This is a genomic window from Shewanella putrefaciens, assembly GCF_016406325.1.
Taxonomy (GTDB): Bacteria; Pseudomonadota; Gammaproteobacteria; order Enterobacterales; family Shewanellaceae; genus Shewanella; species Shewanella putrefaciens.
In genome coordinates, this window is the sequence record NZ_CP066370.1 from 1,296,083 (window position 1) to 1,315,639 (window position 19,557).

11 protein-coding genes are annotated in these 19,557 nt (G+C 44.9%); 9 read left to right on the top strand and 2 right to left on the bottom strand.

The window, feature by feature from the left end; genetic code table 11:
* The first annotated feature begins 17 nt into the window (after positions 1–17).
* The 8 genes from glgB to JEZ96_RS05930 all read left to right on the top strand — a co-directional run bounded on the left by glgB (position 18) and on the right by JEZ96_RS05930 (position 15,909).
* Positions 18–2,255 carry a 1,4-alpha-glucan branching protein GlgB gene (gene glgB, locus JEZ96_RS05895; protein ID WP_014610155.1) on the top strand — a complete coding sequence of 746 codons (2,238 nt, stop codon included), beginning with the start codon at positions 18–20 and terminating at the stop codon, positions 2,253–2,255.
* Positions 2,252–4,459 carry a glycogen debranching protein GlgX gene (gene glgX, locus JEZ96_RS05900; protein ID WP_014610156.1) on the top strand — a complete coding sequence of 736 codons (2,208 nt, stop codon included), beginning with the start codon at positions 2,252–2,254 and terminating at the stop codon, positions 4,457–4,459. The genes glgB and glgX overlap by 4 nt, the downstream gene beginning before the upstream one ends.
* Positions 4,460–4,461: 2 nt before the next feature.
* Positions 4,462–6,990 (top strand): glycogen/starch/alpha-glucan phosphorylase, encoded by a 2,529-nt coding sequence (locus tag JEZ96_RS05905; RefSeq protein WP_061782676.1) that lies wholly within the window; start codon positions 4,462–4,464, stop codon positions 6,988–6,990.
* A gap of 50 nt (positions 6,991–7,040) precedes the next feature.
* On the top strand, positions 7,041–8,303 hold the full coding sequence (glgC, locus tag JEZ96_RS05910) for a glucose-1-phosphate adenylyltransferase (protein ID WP_011790125.1): 1,263 nt from the start codon (positions 7,041–7,043) through the stop codon (positions 8,301–8,303).
* Positions 8,304–8,373: 70 nt separating this feature from the next.
* A complete protein-coding gene (locus JEZ96_RS05915) occupies positions 8,374–9,981 on the top strand; it encodes a glycogen synthase (RefSeq protein WP_061782678.1) in 1,608 nt (535 codons plus the stop codon).
* A 108-nt stretch (positions 9,982–10,089) separates the two neighbouring features.
* Positions 10,090–13,146: an EAL domain-containing protein gene (locus tag JEZ96_RS05920; protein WP_061782679.1), complete on the top strand. Its 3,057-nt coding sequence runs from the start codon at positions 10,090–10,092 to the stop codon at positions 13,144–13,146.
* A gap of 120 nt (positions 13,147–13,266) precedes the next feature.
* Entirely contained in the window at positions 13,267–14,712 is a 1,446-nt protein-coding gene (locus tag JEZ96_RS05925; protein ID WP_025007421.1) for a DEAD/DEAH box helicase, read from the top strand.
* Between the two features lie 114 nt (positions 14,713–14,826).
* Complete coding sequence (locus JEZ96_RS05930) at positions 14,827–15,909, top strand: CobW family GTP-binding protein (protein WP_025007422.1); 1,083 nt, start codon at positions 14,827–14,829, stop codon at positions 15,907–15,909.
* Between the two features lie 13 nt (positions 15,910–15,922).
* Here the strand turns inward: JEZ96_RS05930 and JEZ96_RS05935 are convergent, their stop codons facing one another.
* Entirely contained in the window at positions 15,923–16,684 is a 762-nt protein-coding gene (locus JEZ96_RS05935; RefSeq protein WP_011918941.1) for a substrate-binding periplasmic protein, read from the bottom strand.
* A 364-nt stretch (positions 16,685–17,048) separates the two neighbouring features.
* On the opposite strand from JEZ96_RS05935, the gene JEZ96_RS05940 reads away from it, so the two are divergent.
* Positions 17,049–17,570, top strand: coding sequence for a DUF3087 domain-containing protein (locus JEZ96_RS05940; protein ID WP_011918942.1), 522 nt, complete (start codon positions 17,049–17,051; stop codon positions 17,568–17,570).
* A 78-nt stretch (positions 17,571–17,648) separates the two neighbouring features.
* Here the strand turns inward: JEZ96_RS05940 and JEZ96_RS05945 are convergent, their stop codons facing one another.
* The gene (locus JEZ96_RS05945) at positions 17,649–19,190 is read right to left on the bottom strand and encodes an MFS transporter (protein ID WP_011790118.1); all 1,542 of its coding nucleotides are present in this window, start codon (positions 19,188–19,190) and stop codon (positions 17,649–17,651) included.
* Between the last annotated feature and the right edge of the window lie 367 nt (positions 19,191–19,557).

Here is a 19,557-nt window from a genome sequence, read left to right on the forward strand (position 1 = left end):
TGATAAACGGAAGCAAAATGATGACTCAAGCCAATGCTTACTTCTATAACGGTGCCGATGTGGCGCTGCTCAACGGTCAATATACGGACGTATTTTCACTCTTAGGCATGCACACTTCTGAAGATGGAAAATCGTTAATTGTTAGGTGTTTTTTACGCAATGCGCTCAAGGTTGATGTGATTAGCATTAAAGATGGTCGTAGGGTAGCGGGTCTTGAGAAGGTCAATGATGCGGGCTTGTTTGCAGGTACTATGGGGCGGCGAGTTAAGCCATTTCTGTACTTGTTGCGAATACAATATCCGCTTAGCCAAATAGAAATTGTCGATCCCTATCAGTTTGGTCCTTTACTCAATGCCGATGATTTATATCTGTTTGGTGAAGGGAGTGCAGAGCGAGCATACGAATTTTTAGGAGCGAACTGGCGCGATGTTGAAGGTATTGAAGGAGTACATTTTTGTGTATGGGCGCCTAATGCTAAACGGGTTTCTGTGGTCGGTGATTTTAACCACTGGGATGATACTCGGCATGTGATGCGCCAACATATGGCCAATGGTTTGTGGGAGATTTTTCTGCCCAACGTGGCGGAAGGTGCGCACTACAAATTTGATTTGGTCCACCCAAATGGAGAACGCCACGCAAAATCGGATCCAATGGCGACTCAAATGGAGTGTGCGCCGCATAATGCGTCTATTGTTCCTAAAAAATCCAAACACAGTTGGAAAGATACATTATGGTTGAACAAGCGAGCAGTAACGGCGTGGCATAAAGCCCCCATGGCGATTTATGAAGTTCACTTAGGTTCATGGCGACGTAAGGGCGATAATGGTGAGCAATATCTTGATTATCAAGATTTAATTGAACAACTTATTCCCTATGTCAAAGCCCAAGGTTTCACCCACATTGAATTGATGCCCATTAGTGAATACCCCTTTGATGGGTCATGGGGATATCAGCCTGTAGGTCTATATGCCCCGACCCATAGATTTGGTGATGCTAACGGCCTTAAGGCATTTGTGGATGCCTGCCATCAGGCGGATATCGGTGTGGTTCTCGATTGGGTTGCGGCACATTTCCCTAAGGATCCCCACGGCCTAGTGCGTTTTGATGGTACTTGTTTGTATGAACATGAAGATCCGCGCAAGGGCACGCATCCTGACTGGGACACGTTAATTTACAACTATGGGCGTGGCGAAGTGCGTAGCTTTTTACTGAGCAATGCATGCTATTGGCTACGTGAGTTTCATTTTGATGGCTTGAGGCTCGATGCGGTATCGTCGATGTTGTACCTTGATTACAGCCGTGAGCCGGGTCAATGGCTACCGAATGCCTATGGTGGTCGAGAAAACCTCGAAGCCATCAGTTTTCTGCAAATACTGAATCAACGCTTGTATCAAGCCTTTCCCGGTATTTGCATGATAGCCGAAGAGTCCACCGCCTTTGCGGGCGTCACAAAACCGACAGATCATCATGGTTTGGGCTTTGGCTTTAAATGGAATATGGGTTGGATGAATGACAGCTTAAGTTACTTAAGCCGTGATCCCATTTATCGTCAATACCATCATCATCAACTGACCTTCAGTTTAATGTATGCCTATACCGAGCAATTTATGTTGTCAGTGAGCCATGATGAGGTGGTCCATGGCAAGGGCTCACTATTGCATAAAATTCCCGGTGACGATTGGCAAAAATTTGCTACTTTGCGCGCTTATTACGGTTTTATGTGGGGGCATCCCGGTAAGAAGTTGCTGTTCATGGGCAGTGAATTTGCTCAGCGGGATGAGTGGGATCATAACCACAGCTTGGATTGGCATTTATTAGCGTTTGAACCACACCAAGGGGTGCAACGCTGGCTTAAGGATCTGAATCAGTTATACCAAGGCATGTCTGCGTTATCAGTGCTTGACTACCAACCCGCAGGCTTTCGTTGGCTTGACTGCGATAATGGCAGTGCCAGTATTTTTACCTTTGTGCGCTATGGCCTTGCGGGGGATGCACCCCTCGTCTTTGTCATCAATATGACACCCAGTGTTCACCATGGATTTCGCATCGGTTTACCCCAAGCGGGGGATTTTTGTGAGTACCTCAATAGCGATAGCTATTTTTATGGTGGTAGCAACCAAGGTAATGCAGGTCTTGTGGTTGCCCAAAACCAACCATGGCAGGGGATGGAGTCGAGTGCACTTATTACGGTACCACCCCTTAGCTGTTTAGTCCTTGGCCCTGCAGCCAATCAGGTTGAGGCTAAAAGAAGATGACGGCAAGGCAAATAGTCACACCTTTGCCTGCGACGAGTATTCATTTGCCATTTGAACTTGCGGCAGGAAAACCTTTTCCATTAGGGGCGACCGTCGATGATCATGGCGTTAATTTCGCCTTATTTTCCGCTAATGCAACAGGGGTTGAACTGTGCTTATTTGACGATAAAGGTGACAGTGAAATTTATCGTATTGCCTTTAGTGAGCAAACCCAGCAGATATGGCATTGCTATGTACATGGTTTAAAGGCGGGGCAACTCTATGGTTATCGTGTTTATGGTCTTTATGAGCCGCAGCTTGGGCACAGATTTAATCCCTATAAACTGCTGCAAGATCCCTATGCTCGCCAATTAGTTGGCCTATATCAACACCATGATGCTAACTATGGTTATGAGTTAAATAATATCAATGAAGATTTATCATTCAGCACCTTAGACAACGCAGCCTATGTGCCTAAATGTAAAGTGGTGGATATTCGGTCCTTGATGGCAACGGCTGAAATCCAGCCGCTTGCGCGCGACTTTAAGCCTAAACCGTTAGAGCAAAGCATTATCTATGAGATGCACCTTAAGGGATTTACGGCATCGCATCCAACAATAGATGAAAAGCAGCGGGGTACTTTTGCCGGTTTGGCCTCCCAGCCAGCTATTGATTACTTAGTTGAACTTGGAGTGACCTGCGTTGAACTGCTTCCTGTGCAATCCTTTTTTACTGAACCCTTTTTGCTTGAAAAACAGTTAACTAACTATTGGGGCTATAACAGCATTGGCTTTTTTGCACCTGAGACCAGTTACTTATCTTCCGATGATATAGGCGAGTTTCGCGTTATGGTGGATGCACTGCATGGCGCAGGCATAGAAGTCATCCTGGATGTGGTCTATAACCACAGTGCTGAAGGCAGTCGACTCGGTCCCACTTTTAGTTTTCGTGGTATCGATAACCTTAGCTATTACCGTTTGCACCCAAATGATAAACGCTTTTATATCAATGATACTGGATGTGGCAACACGTTAAATATCAATCATCCACGTATGTTGCAGTTAGTGCTCGACTCTCTGCGTTACTGGGTCGAAGTTATGGGAGTAGATGGTTTTAGATTCGATTTAGCCGCCAGCCTTGGGCGAGAAGCCTATGGCTTTGACCCCGGTTCAGGCTTTTTCGATGCACTGCTGCAGGATCCTATCTTGTGCCATGTGAAGCTGATTGCTGAACCTTGGGATATAGGTCCCGGCGGTTATCAGTTAGGCAATTTCCCCGTGGCTTTTAGTGAATGGAATGACAGATATCGGGATACGATGCGACGCTTTTGGCGCGGCGATCACGGTATGTTGCCTGAATTTGCGCGGCGTTTTCATGGCTCGGGGGATTTCTTTGAACACAGTGGGCGTCCGCCTGCAGCCAGCATTAACTTTTTAACCAGCCATGATGGATTTACCCTAAAAGATTTAGTGAGTTATACCCAGAGACACAACCTTGCTAATGGGGAAGATAATCGGGATGGTCACCAAGAAAACTTAAGTTATCACTATGGGGTTGAGGGGCCTACCTCAGATCCGCACATCTTAGCGCTTCGCAGCCGTCAGCAACGCAATCTTTTGACGACCTTATTTTTATCCCAAGGTGTACCTATGTTGCTTAGTGGTGACGAAATTGGCCGCACCCAGTTAGGGAACAATAACGCCTACTGCCAAGACAACACGCTCAATTGGTTCGATTGGTCGGTGACCGGGATGGATAAAGCACTGTTAAGTTTTACTCAAAAGCTAATTGCCCTGCGTAAACGCTTCCCCCTCTTGTGTGCTAAACGCTTTATCCATGAGCAGTTACTCGCTAAACCTTTAGAAGCATCCGGTGCCCGTTTAGATTGGTTTAGCCGTCAAGGTGAACAAATGACTAAGAGTCTGTGGAGTGAATCCATGTGCCGTAGCCTCTGTGTTGTCTTGTCCGGTGATTTACAGGGCTGTCGTGATGGCGTTGAGATCCAGCAAGCACTGCTACTAATGGTCAATGCCGATGATAATCCCTTGGTCTTTACACCGCCCACACTCGCCCATTTAAGTCCGTGGCAATGTCTTATCCATACCCAATTAGAGATGCCATCCCCGCTTCAAGCTGAGCCGCTGGATGCTCAGAACTCATCGATGCGATACCTGCTAGAAGATCGCAGTCTTATGCTGTTTTATGCTGATTTTATAAGGAATTAACTATGAGTAATAACAGTGAATTGAGCCAAAACATCAGCGAAGCCAAAGTGGCAAAGCGTGCCACAAAGGCGATGACGACTAAGGTATCGGGAGGGAAAACTAAATCCACTGCAGTGCCCTGTGAGCCCTGCGATGCACTGCCGGCCTCCTTTGAACGCCACGTCCGTTATGGCTTAAGCCGTGGTCAAGGCGTGAGTTGTGAGTTGTTTCAAGCACTAGCGATTAGTGTTAAGGAGCAAATGCTCGATAACTGGCGCCAAACCAGATTGAATGACAGTCGTTTTGAGCGTAAGCAAGTGGTTTATCTATCACTGGAATTTTTAATGGGTAGGGCGTTAGGGAATGCGTTATTAAGCCTTGATTTACAAGATGAAAGCAGAGATGCGCTCAGCAAGTATGCTGTCACACTTGAGGAGTTGGAAGAAGCCGAGCATGACGCAGGTTTAGGTAATGGTGGCTTAGGTCGACTTGCCGCATGTTTTCTTGATAGTTGTGCCAGCATGGACTTGTCCGTAACGGGTTACGGCATTCGTTATGAATATGGCATGTTTGCCCAAAAAATTGTTGATGGGTATCAGGTTGAGCGCCCAGATCGCTGGCTACGTGAGGGTAACCCGTGGGAGGTGCGAGTACCCAACCACAATGTTATCGTGCCTTTTTTTGGTCACACCGAATCCTATGTTGATAAGCAAGGACGCAGGCATATGATTTGGGTCGACACCCAAGATGTACTTGCCGTTGCCTATGATATGCCCGTGCCGGGTTACCGTAATGGTCGCGTTAATACCCTGAGGTTATGGAAGGCCGAAGCGACCGATGACTTTGATTTAGCTGAATTTAATCAAGGTGATTATACCGAGGCCGTGGCCCGTAAAAACTTGGCAGAACAGATCACTATGGTGCTCTATCCCAATGACGCAAGCGAAAACGGCAAAGAACTGCGATTACGTCAGCAATACTTTTTATCCTCCGCCAGTTTGCAGGATTTGCTTAAGCGCTGGGTTCATCACCATGGTAATGACTTTAGTGATTTTGCGGTCAAAAACGTGATCCAGTTGAACGATACCCATCCAAGCATTGCCGTCCCAGAGTTAATGCGTTTGCTGGTGGATGACTATGGATTGGAGTGGGAGGCTGCTTGGTCTATTACGACACACACTATGGCGTATACAAACCACACTTTGTTACCCGAGGCATTAGAGCGGTGGCCTGTGCGAATGATGGCATTAATGTTGCCGCGCATTTTGGAAATTATTTATGAAATCAATGCTCGTTATTTAGATATTGTTGCCCACCATTGGCCGGGGGACAGTGAAAAATTGGCGAGTATGTCAATAATTCAAGACGGTCCAGATCCTCACGTTCGCATGGCTTATCTCGCGATTGTGGCGAGTTTTTCTGTCAATGGTGTGGCGGGATTGCATACGCAACTGTTGAAGTCAGGTCTCTTTAATGACTTTTATACCCTGTGGCCCCATAAGTTTAATAATCGTACTAATGGTGTTACCCCTAGACGATGGTTAGCCTATTGTAATCCTGCACTTGCAAAGCTATTGACGGCCCATTTAGGGCATCAATGGGTGACGGATTTAAGTCAATTGACGGCATTGAATGCCTTAACCCAAGATGCGAGCTTTATTCAAAAATGGCGCGATGTTAAGCAAGCTAATAAGGTGCAGCTTGCGAATATGATATTGAAGGAATGTGCGGTCGAGTTTGATCCGAGCATGTTGTTCGATGTGCAGGTAAAACGTATCCATGAGTATAAACGTCAACTGCTCAATATCTTACATGTGATCCATCTTTATCATCAGATCCAACAAGGTCGCATCGACAATATGGTACCGCGCTGCGTCTTGATCGGTGGTAAGGCGGCTCCCGGTTACTTTATGGCAAAACTTGTCATCAAACTCGCCAGTAATGTGGCGCATATGGTCAATTCTGATCCTGTGGTTGCCCCCTATTTACGTTTTGCATTTTTACCCAATTATAACGTCAGTGCCATGGAAAAAATTTGTCCAGGGACCGATCTGTCTGAGCAAATTTCGACGGCGGGTAAAGAGGCTTCAGGTACGGGCAATATGAAATTTATGATGAATGGCGCCCTGACTATAGGCACTTTAGACGGTGCGAATATCGAGATGCTTGAAGAAGTCGGTGAGGACAATTTTTTCCTCTTTGGACTCAATGCCGAGCAAGTCGTACAGATGCGCAGTCATTACCAACCTAAGCAAATTATCGCTAATTCTCCGGCATTATCTGACGTCATGGCGCTGCTGAAAAGCGGCCATTTCAATTTACTCGAACCTGGGATTTTCGATCCTATTATCGCGTCCATCGAGAGTGAAGATGATCCTTGGATGACGGCGGCGGATTTTGATAGTTATCGCACAGCCCAAGAAGCGGTTGCTCGCGTTTATAAAGATCCCAAGCTGTGGACGCAAATGAGTATTCGTAATAGTGCCGCCAGTGGCCGTTTTTCAAGTGATGTCACGATTGCCGGTTATCGCGATGAGATTTGGAAGTTGTAAGCATCAAATGAATTTATCGGCAGTAATGTGCCATATGGGGAGTAAAGCCTATGTCTAATGTACGTTATATCAGTAATTTAACTCGTGAAACCTATGCATTGATTCTGGCTGGCGGGCGGGGCTCGCGTTTGCATGAATTGACCGATTGGCGCGCTAAGCCGGCGCTCTATTTTGGTGGTAAGTTTCGCATTATTGATTTTCCCCTATCAAATTGCATCAATTCGGGGGTTCGCCGTGTGGGGGTCGTTACCCAATATAAGTCCCATTCCTTAATCCGCCATGTGATGCGTGGCTGGGGCCATTTTAAGAAAGAACTCGGGGAGTCGGTGGAGATTTTACCTGCATCACAACGTTTTTCTGAAAACTGGTATCAAGGCACTGCGGATGCTGTCTTTCAAAATATCGATATTATTCGCCATGAGTTGCCTAAATATGTAATGGTACTGTCCGGTGATCATGTTTATCGCATGGATTACGCAGGGATTTTAGCCGCCCATGCTGAATCTGGTGCGGATATGACGGTCTCTTGCCTTGAAGTGCCCATCGCCGAAGCTGCAGGCGCCTTTGGGGTGATAGAGGTCGATGACAATATGCGGATATTAGGTTTTGAAGAAAAACCGCAGCGGCCTAAACCATCCCCCGATAACCCAGAAATGTGTTTAGCATCCATGGGCAACTATGTATTTAACACAGAGTTTTTATTTGAGCAGCTCAAAAAAGACTCTCAAAACGCAACCTCTGACCGTGACTTTGGCAAAGATATTATTCCTTCGATCATCGAAAAACATAATGTGTTCGCTTATCCCTTTAAGAGTCCATTCCCGAATGAACAGGCCTATTGGCGGGATGTGGGAACATTAGACTCGTTTTGGCAAGCCAATATGGAATTACTATCGCCTACGCCAGCCTTGAATTTATATGATGCTAAGTGGCCCATTTGGACATTTCAAGAGCAATTGCCCCCAGCCAAATTTGTTTTTGATGACGATGATAGGCGTGGCATGGCGCTAGACTCTATTGTTTCTAGCGGCTGCATTATTTCAGGGGCAACAGTGCGTAGGAGCGTGCTTTTTAATGAAGTGCGCGTCTGTTCTTATTCCGTAGTGGAAGATTCGGTCGTATTGCCCGATGTGGTTGTGCTGCGCCATTGTAAGATCAAAAACGCCATCATTGACCGAGGTTGTATTATCCCCGAGGGAACGGTAATAGGTTACAACCATGACCACGATAGAGCGAAGGGATTTAGGGTCTCGGAAAAAGGCGTCACTTTAGTGACCCGCGATATGTTGGGATTACCAGTGGGTTATGAGTAGATACTCAATTTAAATCATTAGATGGCATTGTTAACGAGTGGGAGTGTCTATTTAAGTGAAACGCATATTAATGGTGGCAGCGGAAAACGGCGCCCTTGAGGGCGCTAAAGTGGGGGGAATGGCGGATGTTATCCGTGATTTACCCGAAGCCTTAGCTGAGGTTGATATTTGCACTGATGTGATTATGCCAAGTTATGGTTTTTTGGCCTCTCAATCAAGCAAGGCGCAAGACTTAGGTGAGTTTGAGGTCCATTTTGGGGGGCGAACTGAAAAAGTCTGCTTGTTTGTGATACCCCATCCTAAAGTTGAAGGGGCAAATATTTACTTGCTTGAAGATGGGCTTTGGTTGTCTACGCCGGGTAAAATCTATAGCCAAGGTAGTGCTGAGCGGCCCTTTGCGGACGATGCAACTAAGTTTGCATTTTTATCTGTCTGCGTGGCACAAGCCTTGGTTACCTCAAGGATTCCTATGCCGACTGTGTTGCATTTACATGATTGGCATGCGGGTTTTTTGGCAATGCTTCGTGCTTTTGTACCTGAGTTTAGCGCCCTTAAATCGATAGCCTGCGTGTACTCTATTCATAATCTTGCCCTGCAAGGTACTCGACCACTTAGCCATGATTCCTCCTCCTTAGCAGCATGGTTTCCCGAGCTTTTTGCATCACTTCAACCCGAGCAAAAGCAAGCAATTGTTGATCCTCGTTATCCCCATTGCATTAACCCGATGCGCATTGGCATAGTGCTCAGTGATAAAGTGCATCTTGTATCGCCCACTTATGCTAAAGAGGTCTTATTGCCTTCGGATCCTAAAGCGGGCTTTTTTGGCGGTGAAGGGTTAGAACAGGATCTACAGACAAAAGCCGAACAGGGAAAAGTGTTTGGGATCTTAAACGGTTGTACTTACCCTGATATTAAACAGGCTAAAGCGATAGCTCAGTCTTTGGCTCGCATACAAGAGGATGACTTTAAAAAACTTCTTATCACTATCGAAGCCGCATTAGTGTTATGGCAAGGAAATAAAACGCAAGTGAGTGCCGTGGATATGATGGCCTTTGTGCGTATTCAAGCCCATTGGCGTCAAGCGAGTTTAGGAAGAGTACCAGATTTGTTGCTCACCTCTGTTGGTCGATTAACGGATCAAAAAGTGCTGATTTTACGCCATTTATTGCCCTCTGGATTATCAGTATTGGAGACGTTATTACAAGCATTACAACAAGCCCAACCTAATGCATTATTTATATTACTCGGCAGTGGTGATGCGAGTATTGCTGAGTTTTTTCAAACCTTAGCGGCTAAATATACGAATTTCCTCTTTCTGCAGGGATACCATGAGGCTTTATCCGAATGCCTTTACCAATTCGGTGATTTATTTGTGATGCCAAGTTCTTTTGAACCTTGTGGTATTAGCCAAATGCTTGCTATGCGAGCAGGCCAGCCCTGTCTTGTGCATGGCGTTGGTGGCTTAAAGGATACTGTGCGGGATGGTATTGATGGTTTTGTGTTTAATGGCAATAGTTTAACAGCGCAAGGGGAGGCGTTCTTACAACGGTTTACCGAGGCCATGGCCAGTTTTGAACGTGGTGATTGGCCTATTATTCGCGCCGCAGCAATTGCGCAGCGTTTTGACTGGCATTCTGTTGCTCAAGTTTATCGGGATCAACTCTATAACAATTTGTGATATCACTCCTGTAATTAGGGCATGATTTGTAAGCAATTCTGCTACACTAGTGGGGGAACTTTTTAACCTGTTACCAGTTCCCTCACTTTTGGAGTTGCGCCTTTATCCATGGATAACAGCATTTTTTTTCCGTTAGTACAAAATGCGGCATTGTTACTGGCATTAGTTTTTTTGTATGACGCGATCCCTAAAAAACATCAGCGGCAATATTTTCTGCTGTGGCGTGTCATTATTGGGTTTCTTATAGGTGGTATTGGTATCACTATTATGAGTACCCCTTGGATGTATCAACCCGGCATTATCTTTGACACCCGTTCCGTTCTCCTGTGTATTTCAGGTCTTTTCTTTGGTGGTTTACCGACATTAATTGCAGTTGCGCTGACTGGATTTTACCGTCTTAGTATCGGTGGTGATGCCATGTGGATTGGTGTTGCCGTGATAGTGTCATCTGGTTTAATTGGAGTGATATGGCGCCAATATCGTAAGTCTTATCTTGCTAATATTTCGGCGAAGGAAATGCTTTGCTTTGCCTATACAGTGCATATCGTCATGTTGTTGTGGTTTTTTACACTACCGCTGCCTGCTGCATTGCCCTTACTTGCGAAACTCAGTTTGCCTGTACTGACGGTTTATCCCCTTGCCACTTGGCTGTTGAGCCGCTTGTTGTCCAGACGCTTTGAGCTTGAGCGTGATGAACAAATTCGCCTTCAGGATGACTTCCTATTTCGTAGTCAATTTACCGTTGGCAATATCGGTATTGCGATAACGGGTATCGATCAAAAATGGATGAAAGTGAATCCACATTTATGTCAGATGCTCAAATACACTGAGAATGAACTGCTAAATATGACATGGAAGCAGCTCACTCACCCTGATGATATTGAAGCTGATATCGTTAAATTTGAGCTAATGCTAGCGGGTAAAATTGATAATTATGAAATGGATAAACGCTTTATCGCTAAGGATGGCTCAATCGTTTATACCCATATGACGGTCGCTTGTAAACGCGCCAATAATAGGGTGCTCTTAGTGATTGCGGGCTACTTGGATGTGACTGCACAAACTTTGGCCGATAGAGAAGTGCTTGCCAGTCGCGAGCAACTTGAACTGGTGTTAAGCAGTAGCGATCTTGGGGTATGGGATTGGGATATTCGCAATGACCGTATCGAACGCAACGCCCGTAGTGCTGATATTCTGGGCTGTGATATTGATATGCTTAATGCTAATAGCCGCCAATGGATGGATGCGATTGTTGCCGAAGATAGGCCTAAAGTGCTGCATTCCATAGAGGCGCATATCCGCGGAGAAACACCACAGCATAAGATGGAATACCGCTTAAATACGCTCAATCGTCAGGTTCGTTGGATCCTTGATACCGGTAAAGTTGTGAGTCGAGATGCCAACAACAATGCACTGAGGATGTGCGGAACTTACACTGATATCACTGAGGCTAAACTGATTGAAGAATCATTAAAGCTCTCAGCTCTGGTGTATGACAATAGTTCCGAGGCCATGAGTGTGCTTGATGAAAAGGGCGTAATCATCACAGTGAATGCCGCTTTTAGTGATATCACAGGCTACAAGGCTAAAGAGGTCTGTGGTCAGCATATTCGTCTCTTGTATTGCGATATTAATGGCCGCGATTTTTATGACAAGATGAATAATGCCATTAATCAAAAAGGCCAGTGGCAAGGTGAGATGCTACAGCGGCGTAAAAATGGCGAAGAATATGTTATTTGGTTAACCATCAATACCATCAAAGATAAAGAGGGCATGCCCTATCGCCGAGTCGCCTTATTTTCTGATATTACCGATAAAAAGCAAAACGAACATTTGATATGGAAACAGGCAAACTACGATACATTAACGGGCTTACCTAATCGCCGAATGTTACTGGAATACCTCGGGGCAGAGATTAAAAATGCAGACCGAAATCAAGATCATTTTGCATTATTATTTCTAGACTTAGATTACTTTAAAGAAGTGAACGATACCCTAGGGCATGAAATGGGGGATCTACTGCTGATTGAAACTGCTAGCCGTTTAAAATCCTGTGTGCGTGACGCTGATGTCGTGGCCCGTCTTGGGGGGGATGAGTTCACTGTTGTACTCAGTGCTATGGCGGATCATAAGGGCATTGAACGAGTGGCTGAGCATATTCTCAGACGCATTGCTGAGCCTTATCTTCTGGGGGAGGAAACGGCTTATATCACTGCAAGTATCGGTATTACGCTCTATCCAGATGATGCTACAAGTATTGAAGGTTTGCTTAAACATGCGGACCAAGCCATGTATGCCGCGAAGGATCAAGGACGTAATCGATTTAACTATTTCACGCCGTCGATGCAGGAATATGCTAAATACCGGATGCGACTTATTCAGGATTTACGTCAAGCGGTGAGCAATAAGGAATTTGAACTCCATTATCAACCAATTGTTTCGCTCACAACGGGAGAGGTGGCTAAAGCGGAGGCATTAATCCGTTGGACCCATGCTGAACGCGGTAGTGTATCGCCCGGTGAATTTATTTCCGTTGCCGAAGACACGGGCTTGATCGTTGAAATTGGTAACTGGGTATTTGAGCAAGCTGCACGACAAAGTGCAGCATGGCGTGATGAATTAGGTGTTGATATTCAAATCAGTGTGAATAAATCACCCATCCAATTTCGCGATGAAGGTGCATTATTACACAACTGGTTGGAGCTTCTTCAGGATTTAAATATTACTGGGGCAGGGGTCTGTGTCGAAATTACTGAAGGTTTATTGTTGGATGCGAGTATGGGGGTCACTGAAAAACTGCTGGCTTACCGTGATGCAGGGGTTCAAGTCTCGTTAGATGATTTTGGCACAGGTTACTCATCGCTCGCTTATTTAAAAAAGTTTGATATTGATTACCTTAAGATTGATCAATCCTTTACTCGGCATATAGATACAGACACCAATGATCAGATACTGTGTGAGGCCATTATTGTCATGGCCCATAAATTGGGGATGAAAGTCATTGCCGAAGGGGTTGAAACCGAGGCTCAGCGCCAAGTGCTACTCTCTGCGGGGTGTGATTATGGCCAAGGCTATTTATTTTCTAAACCCATTGCCGCGATTGATTTTGCACAAAAGTATTTAGCCACACCTAAAAATCTATCTTCTGAGTTGGCGCCAGCGTAAGGCGTTAACTCGAAAATTGCCTATAAAACCGCCGAGAATTTTGGTAGACTCCGCGCCCCGCATTGGGCACATTGAGTCTCGTCTTGAATTACTGTTCTGCCACTTATCTAAAGAGTTCCTATGAAATTTGAAACACTCGGTCTATCTTCTCCTATTTTGAATGCGATAACTGAGTGTGGCTATCAGCAACTCACTCAAGTACAAGAGAAAGTGATCCCACTAGCCTTTGAAGGCAAAGATATTATGGCCTGCGCCCAAACGGGTACGGGTAAGACGGCAGCCTTTGCTCTGCCCGTACTTGAAAAGTTAGCGGCTGAGATTTTAGTTAGTGATGGCAACGACAAACCGATTTTACGCGCCTTGGTGATGACCCCCACCCGCGAACTGGCTATTCAAGTTTGTGACAATATCCAGAAATACAGCCAGTTCTTGCCACTGAAAACAATCGCAGTTTACGGCGGCACCAATATGAATCCCCAGCGTAAAGGGGTGGAGCAGGGCGTTGATATCCTCGTGGCGACACCGGGTCGACTCTTCGACATTATCGGCCAATTCCAGTTAGATTTGTCGAGTGTGACAACCTTAGTGATCGATGAAGCCGATCGCATGTTAGATATGGGATTTGTACGCGATATTGAAAAAGTGAAACGCTTAATCGCGCCCGTGCACCAAACCATGCTGTTCTCGGCCACATACAGTGATGCAGTCAAACAGCTTGCACAAAAGATGCTAAATGAGCCTCAGTGGGTGAATGTTGCCGACACGACGACCGCATCTACCGTTGTTCAAGAAGTGTATCGGGTTGATAAGCGCCGTAAAGCCGAGTTGTTGTCAGAACTCGTTGGCCGTAACAATTGGCGCCAAGTCCTCGTATTTGCAAGCACTAAGGAAAGCGCCGAGCATTTATTACAAGAATTAAAGCTTGATGGCATAGCCGCTGGTGTATTCCACGGTGATAAAACCCAAGGCGCCCGTAATCGGGTATTGGAAGACTTTAAGCTAGGTAAGTTGCGTGTATTGGTTGCGACCGATGTTGCCGCCCGCGGCTTAGATATTCAAGCACTACCTTTGGTTATCAACTTAGAGTTGCCATTTTTTGCCGAAGATTATATCCACCGCATTGGCCGAACAGGGCGTGCGGGATTAGCGGGGCGTGCGATTTCGTTTGTTTCGCCCTCTGATGATGAGATGCTGACTGAAATTGAAGCTTTAATTGAGCAGAAACTGCCAGTGTCAGTGCAGCCCGGTTATGAGGAAGGTACACCGCTGCCCGCTCGTTATCGTGATATTCCTGCATCGCCGACCAAACCCGCTAAATGGAGTTATAAAGCGCCAAAGGATCGTGCTATCGGTAAATCCAGCGAAAGCCAAGCTCGTTCTCGTCAGAACATCGGGCGCGATGCGATGCGAGAAAGCCCGACTCGTGAGGGAAAGTATGCGAAAGATAAGGCGCATGGTGCAGAAGGAAAAGGATCTGCGGGCAAACCTTTTAATACGACTAAACCAAAACCTCACTCAGGGAGTCGTTCTGGGTTTGGCGTATCTCGCGGTAAGAAAAACGGCTAGCCTCACTTGCCACAAAGCGCACTTTTATCCGTGCGCTTTTTGTTGAGCTTAAAGGATAATGCCCATACACTCACGCTTTCAACTCTCCCTCGTTAGCGCCAAGTGAGCTTATCTATGATAGTAAAAGCCATTCCTACCAATATCATTACCGGTTTTTTAGGTGTCGGAAAAACCTCTTTAATCAAGCAGTTATTGGCAACTAAACCCGAGGGAGAGACTTGGGCTGTGTTGGTGAACGAGTTTGGTGAAGTGGGGATTGATGCAAGCTTACTCAATAATAGTGACTCAGGGATCCAAATTCGTGAAGTGGCTGGTGGCTGTATGTGCTGTGCGGCAGGGGTGCCGACTCAAGTCGCCATAAATCAATTAATTGCCCGTATTAAACCCGACCGTTTATTGATTGAACCCACAGGGCTTGGTCATCCTAATGAGATTATCAAAGTATTGTCCGCACCCCATTATCAGAATGTGATTTCATTGCGTAGCACGTTATGTTTAGTTGATGCCCGAAAGGTAAGCGATCCACGCTACAGTGAACATGCTAATTTTATTCAGCAGTTACAAGTCGCTGATGTTGTTATTGCCACTAAAGCCGATTTATATCCAAAGCCCACACTTCCACATATTTCAGATGTGATGACAGAACTTCAAGCTTATCTGCACATGTTATCGAAAACGGATATTCCCATTATTCGCCACAGTTTCGAACAGGAATTGCCTGCGGCATTATCAACATATTTGAATCGTACTCATCAAGTCCTTAAGGTTAAACCTACTCCAGTCACAAAACCCTCAGGGCTGTTACGTCCTCTAGCGCAAGCGAGTCTTTTTGCGGAAGGAGCAAGTGAGCAAACATTAGCATTTGATCCGCGTGGCATGTTGAGAAAGCAAAACCAAGGGGAAGGCTGTTTTAGCTGTGGCTGGGTTTTTGAGCCGAGCCAAGAGTTTGATTTTAACAAGTTAATGGCCTTTATTCAGCGCCAGACACCACTGTCAGGGACTGGGAGTACATTACTGAGGTTAAAAGCAGTGATGATCACTACCGATGGTATCGCTGGATTTAACTGGGTAGATAAGGAGTTTAATGTCATCGCCTTAGACGATACGTTAGATTCAAGATTAGAAATGATTGCTATGGAAGATCTGGATTGGGAACAGATTGAACAGCAGTTAATCGAGTGCTTAGTGATATCCTGATGATATAACAAACCTAAGGAGGAATCGCGACACCATAGGTTTTACTCAGTTGTAGGAGTTCCCCTGTTTTTATCATGTCATTAAAAAAATGATCGAATTGCAGTCGTAATGGGATAAATTCGCCCTGTTTAGGGAAAGCCATAAAGCCATCTTGTATATCAATGATGGGAACTATAGGTTCAATCGTATGTGAGATTGTGATTTTTAATTGTTCAGCATCAGTATTGCGGCGATTGGTGGCAAGTAAATCGAGATCGCCCCTAGATAAACGTTCAATACCACTCTTAAGATCGACAAATTCATTAATAGCGAGCATTTGAGTTTGCTCGGTAAATGTGGCGCCATAACTCCAGCCTTGCATTTTACCTATGCGCTGATTTTTAATGCTATCGTACTCACCATTCCAACGGTTTATCTTATCTTTACGGGCATAAAACACGATTTCATCACGATAGAATGCTTTTTCAGAAAAGGCTAAAAATGCTTCCCTTTCTTTCGTGTGGTAAGGCCCAATAAGGATATCGGCTTGACCACGCTCGACCATAGATTGCGCGCGGCGCCAAGGCGTAATTTGATAGTGAATGGTCACATTGGCTTGCTCTGCGAAGCGATTCAAAATATCGACACCTAAACCTGTGTATTCACCATTCGATTTTTGTTCAAAGATTTGGCTAAAGCTAGTACCAACAGCAAGTAGGTCTTTAGCCTGCGCCGTTAAGCAAAGGCCATGGAGTACCAAAAGAGCAACGAGTGCGTTGACTTTGCTAAATATCATGTCATCCCTTGAGTGATTTGAATGCGGAGGGTAAGAGCACTGTATTGTGTATCAGGTATATAAGGCGACAATTTCGTCTTTAACTTTAGAGTTAAGGTTAGCAAATTTTACGCCTATTTTTGGCGCACTAGCGTATTTTTTATATCTTGAGATAAATGAATGGGTTGTTTTCTACCCTTAACTTGAAGGTGTATAAGTAGATGATCTTTAGATTGATTCACCCTATTTACATGAGCCTATTTGCTTAAACCTATTGGTTTCAATTTGTATCATTGGTTGTGAGTATTCACGCTGTATTTCAGGTATGCTTTGACGCTAAATAATTTATACGCCAATGCTGGATGGGCTATTTGAGCGGGATGTTATGAAGCTGCAGGAAATAGATAAAACTTTATATCGTAAGAACATGAATTTATTCATTGTTATTCTAGTTGTAAGCCTAGTTGTTTTGTCGCTGGCTTTTGGTTCTGGATTAATTGCACTCTTTGGTGCGACGCCAGTCCCAGGTGAGCCAACAGGTAATTTTCATTGGAATCTCTTAGGGGTGATTTTCAGTCTGGGTCTGTGTAGCGCCGTGATTTATCACCTGAAGGATCGACCCTTTTTCACTGAGATTTACTATGTGTGGCAATTGAAACAACTTCATAATCGTATCTATCGCAAATTGATAAAGATTAAAGCTGCTGCGGCGCAGAATGATGTGAATGCGTTGATTACGCTGCTTTTTTATTACACCAGTCTAAGGCAAGTGTATTTACTGGATAACAATACACTGACGTTGTCCGCGCTGACTCAAGATCTTAATCGGTTGAATACGCAAATCGAGAGCTTAGGTTTATTGCTCTCGCCTGATCAGTTTACCGCTGAACTGTTACGTGCTTTTTGATGGTTTTATGATGGGAAGATAAACAGTACAAAATGAGACTGTGGCCTTATCTTGTACTGCTTATCTTATATTCGGCGGTTAGGCGTACTGTTGGGATTTTTGCAGAGTAAGTAACCACTTACCATAGATATAAATGCCCACCGCCGAGATAGTCCCAATGGCGGCGATGATGTACCATGCCATGCCAATATTGTGGCTGTGGTACAACAGTTGGGTAAGATCGTGTGCATTTTCACCTGTGTAGCTCACCAAAGTGGTAAAGGCTTCACCCTGTGGAATGGCACTGACCTCTGCGCTGTTCATGCCGCGTTCTAGCAATAAATCCCGTGAAAATAGCTCCTTTGATGCATAAATCTCATAGAGTTTAGGGCCAAAATAGCCTTCTAATCCCCAGCCAATTCCTTGGGGTAACATAACAAATCCCAAGTACATGGCTTTTTTACCTTCGGGGGCAATATTCCCCATAAACTCGTTTTTCTTCGGGCTTATCATCATCTCGCCAATGGAAAACATGGCAATGGCCAGTACGATAAACCACGCGGCATGGAAAGCGCCAATAAACACAAAGGCCAGAATACTCAGTAAACAACCTGCGAACATTGCTGTGGTGATCCGATACTTCGCTGTCAGTGCGGCGACAATAAAGCAGCAGGTCATAATTAAACCCGCATTGAGGTTAAGCATGCCTTCAGGCATGACCTTAGTACCTTCATTATTAAGGCCAAGCCAGAATTGCAGAATACCGTTGCGGGTGCCTTCGGTTCCAAACAAGGAGGTCACTATTACACTGGTATCAACCCATTCGGAAATATGGATAGGCAGTACATCAAATAGCGCGTTGAATAGGAACCAAAAACCAGAAAATACCAGCATGTAGTAGATCACAATTGGTTTTTTTAGCTCTCGCCAAGCATCGCGCCAGAGCGCTTCTTGCTTAATTTCCCCTGATTTAATGTGTTTATTGCGCTCTAGTCGCTCTGCTTTACCTGGTTCTGTATAAGTAAGTAAAAATAAAAAATTGAGCGAGATAATGGCGGCACAGGCAAAAAAGACATTGTCCCATGACAGTTGACGCATATGTACGGCAACCAAGGGCCCGAGGAAACCACCAATGTTAACTATTTGGTAAAAAATCCCCCAAGCCATAGAGGTATTGTTACGCTGGGTACTGAGTACTAAGGTGCCTTGAATGCCGGGTTTAAATATCCCGGTGCCTATCGCGAGCAGTAATGCACCAACGAGGAACCCCCAAAAGCTGGGGAAAAATGCCATAACTAAATAGCCAAAGATTTTAATGATGGTGGAGCCAAAGATGGTTTCTTTGTAACCAACGCGGTCGGAAACGCCCCCTGTAAATACAGGTACAAAGGTCTGCATAATGGCCCAGAGGGAAATAATAATGCCGTAGTCGCTTAGGCTAATCCCTAATCCACCTGCCGATTCTGGTGCTTTTGCGTAAAGGCCCGCACTGGCTTTTACGCCGTAATAGGCGATTCGCTCAACCAGTTCCATCCCCCCAACGAGCCAAAAAATATAACTTAAACTCGTGATGGAAGCCCACATTCCCAGCTGTTTGACTTCACGCAGATCGTTCTCTGCATTTGGGCTATTTTGACTCATATTCTTCCCTTTATTATTGTTATTTGATCTATTTTTACATAACTCATTGTTTATAAATACATATAAACATTTTAGTTAAATGCTTTGTGTTCAGCACTAAACTGCTTTGGGTTGATTTAAGCTCCCACTTTACCTAATTCAGCTTAAAACGCCAAAAAAGTAGCAAAAAATGATGAGTTAGCCCACAACTGTTGCTTAGTTGTAGGCATAATGTCGTCTGGCTGGAATGTAAGTGTTTATGCTTAAGTTGTTGTGATTATTGTTTTTTTAACTTTAAAAATGATGAATATGCATTTTGTATTCTTGTCAAATTTAGGTACAATCCGTTGCCGCATTTTTGTCCGTTATAGATTTACTTTTCTAATGC

Excerpts from the sequence above, each read along its gene's own strand:
- glgB (WP_014610155.1), top strand. The coding sequence starts at position 18 with ATGATGACTCAAGCCAATGCTTACTTCTATAACGGTGCCGATGTGGCG.
- glgX (WP_014610156.1), top strand. The coding sequence starts at position 2,252 with ATGACGGCAAGGCAAATAGTCACACCTTTGCCTGCGACGAGTATTCAT.
- JEZ96_RS05905 (WP_061782676.1), top strand. The coding sequence starts at position 4,462 with ATGAGTAATAACAGTGAATTGAGCCAAAACATCAGCGAAGCCAAAGTG.
- glgC (WP_011790125.1), top strand. The coding sequence starts at position 7,041 with ATGTCTAATGTACGTTATATCAGTAATTTAACTCGTGAAACCTATGCA.
- JEZ96_RS05915 (WP_061782678.1), top strand. The coding sequence starts at position 8,374 with ATGGTGGCAGCGGAAAACGGCGCCCTTGAGGGCGCTAAAGTGGGGGGA.
- JEZ96_RS05920 (WP_061782679.1), top strand. The coding sequence starts at position 10,090 with ATGGATAACAGCATTTTTTTTCCGTTAGTACAAAATGCGGCATTGTTA.
- JEZ96_RS05925 (WP_025007421.1), top strand. The coding sequence starts at position 13,267 with ATGAAATTTGAAACACTCGGTCTATCTTCTCCTATTTTGAATGCGATA.
- JEZ96_RS05930 (WP_025007422.1), top strand. The coding sequence starts at position 14,827 with ATGATAGTAAAAGCCATTCCTACCAATATCATTACCGGTTTTTTAGGT.
- JEZ96_RS05935 (WP_011918941.1), bottom strand. The coding sequence starts at position 16,684 with ATGATATTTAGCAAAGTCAACGCACTCGTTGCTCTTTTGGTACTCCAT.
- JEZ96_RS05940 (WP_011918942.1), top strand. The coding sequence starts at position 17,049 with ATGAAGCTGCAGGAAATAGATAAAACTTTATATCGTAAGAACATGAAT.
- JEZ96_RS05945 (WP_011790118.1), bottom strand. The coding sequence starts at position 19,190 with ATGAGTCAAAATAGCCCAAATGCAGAGAACGATCTGCGTGAAGTCAAA.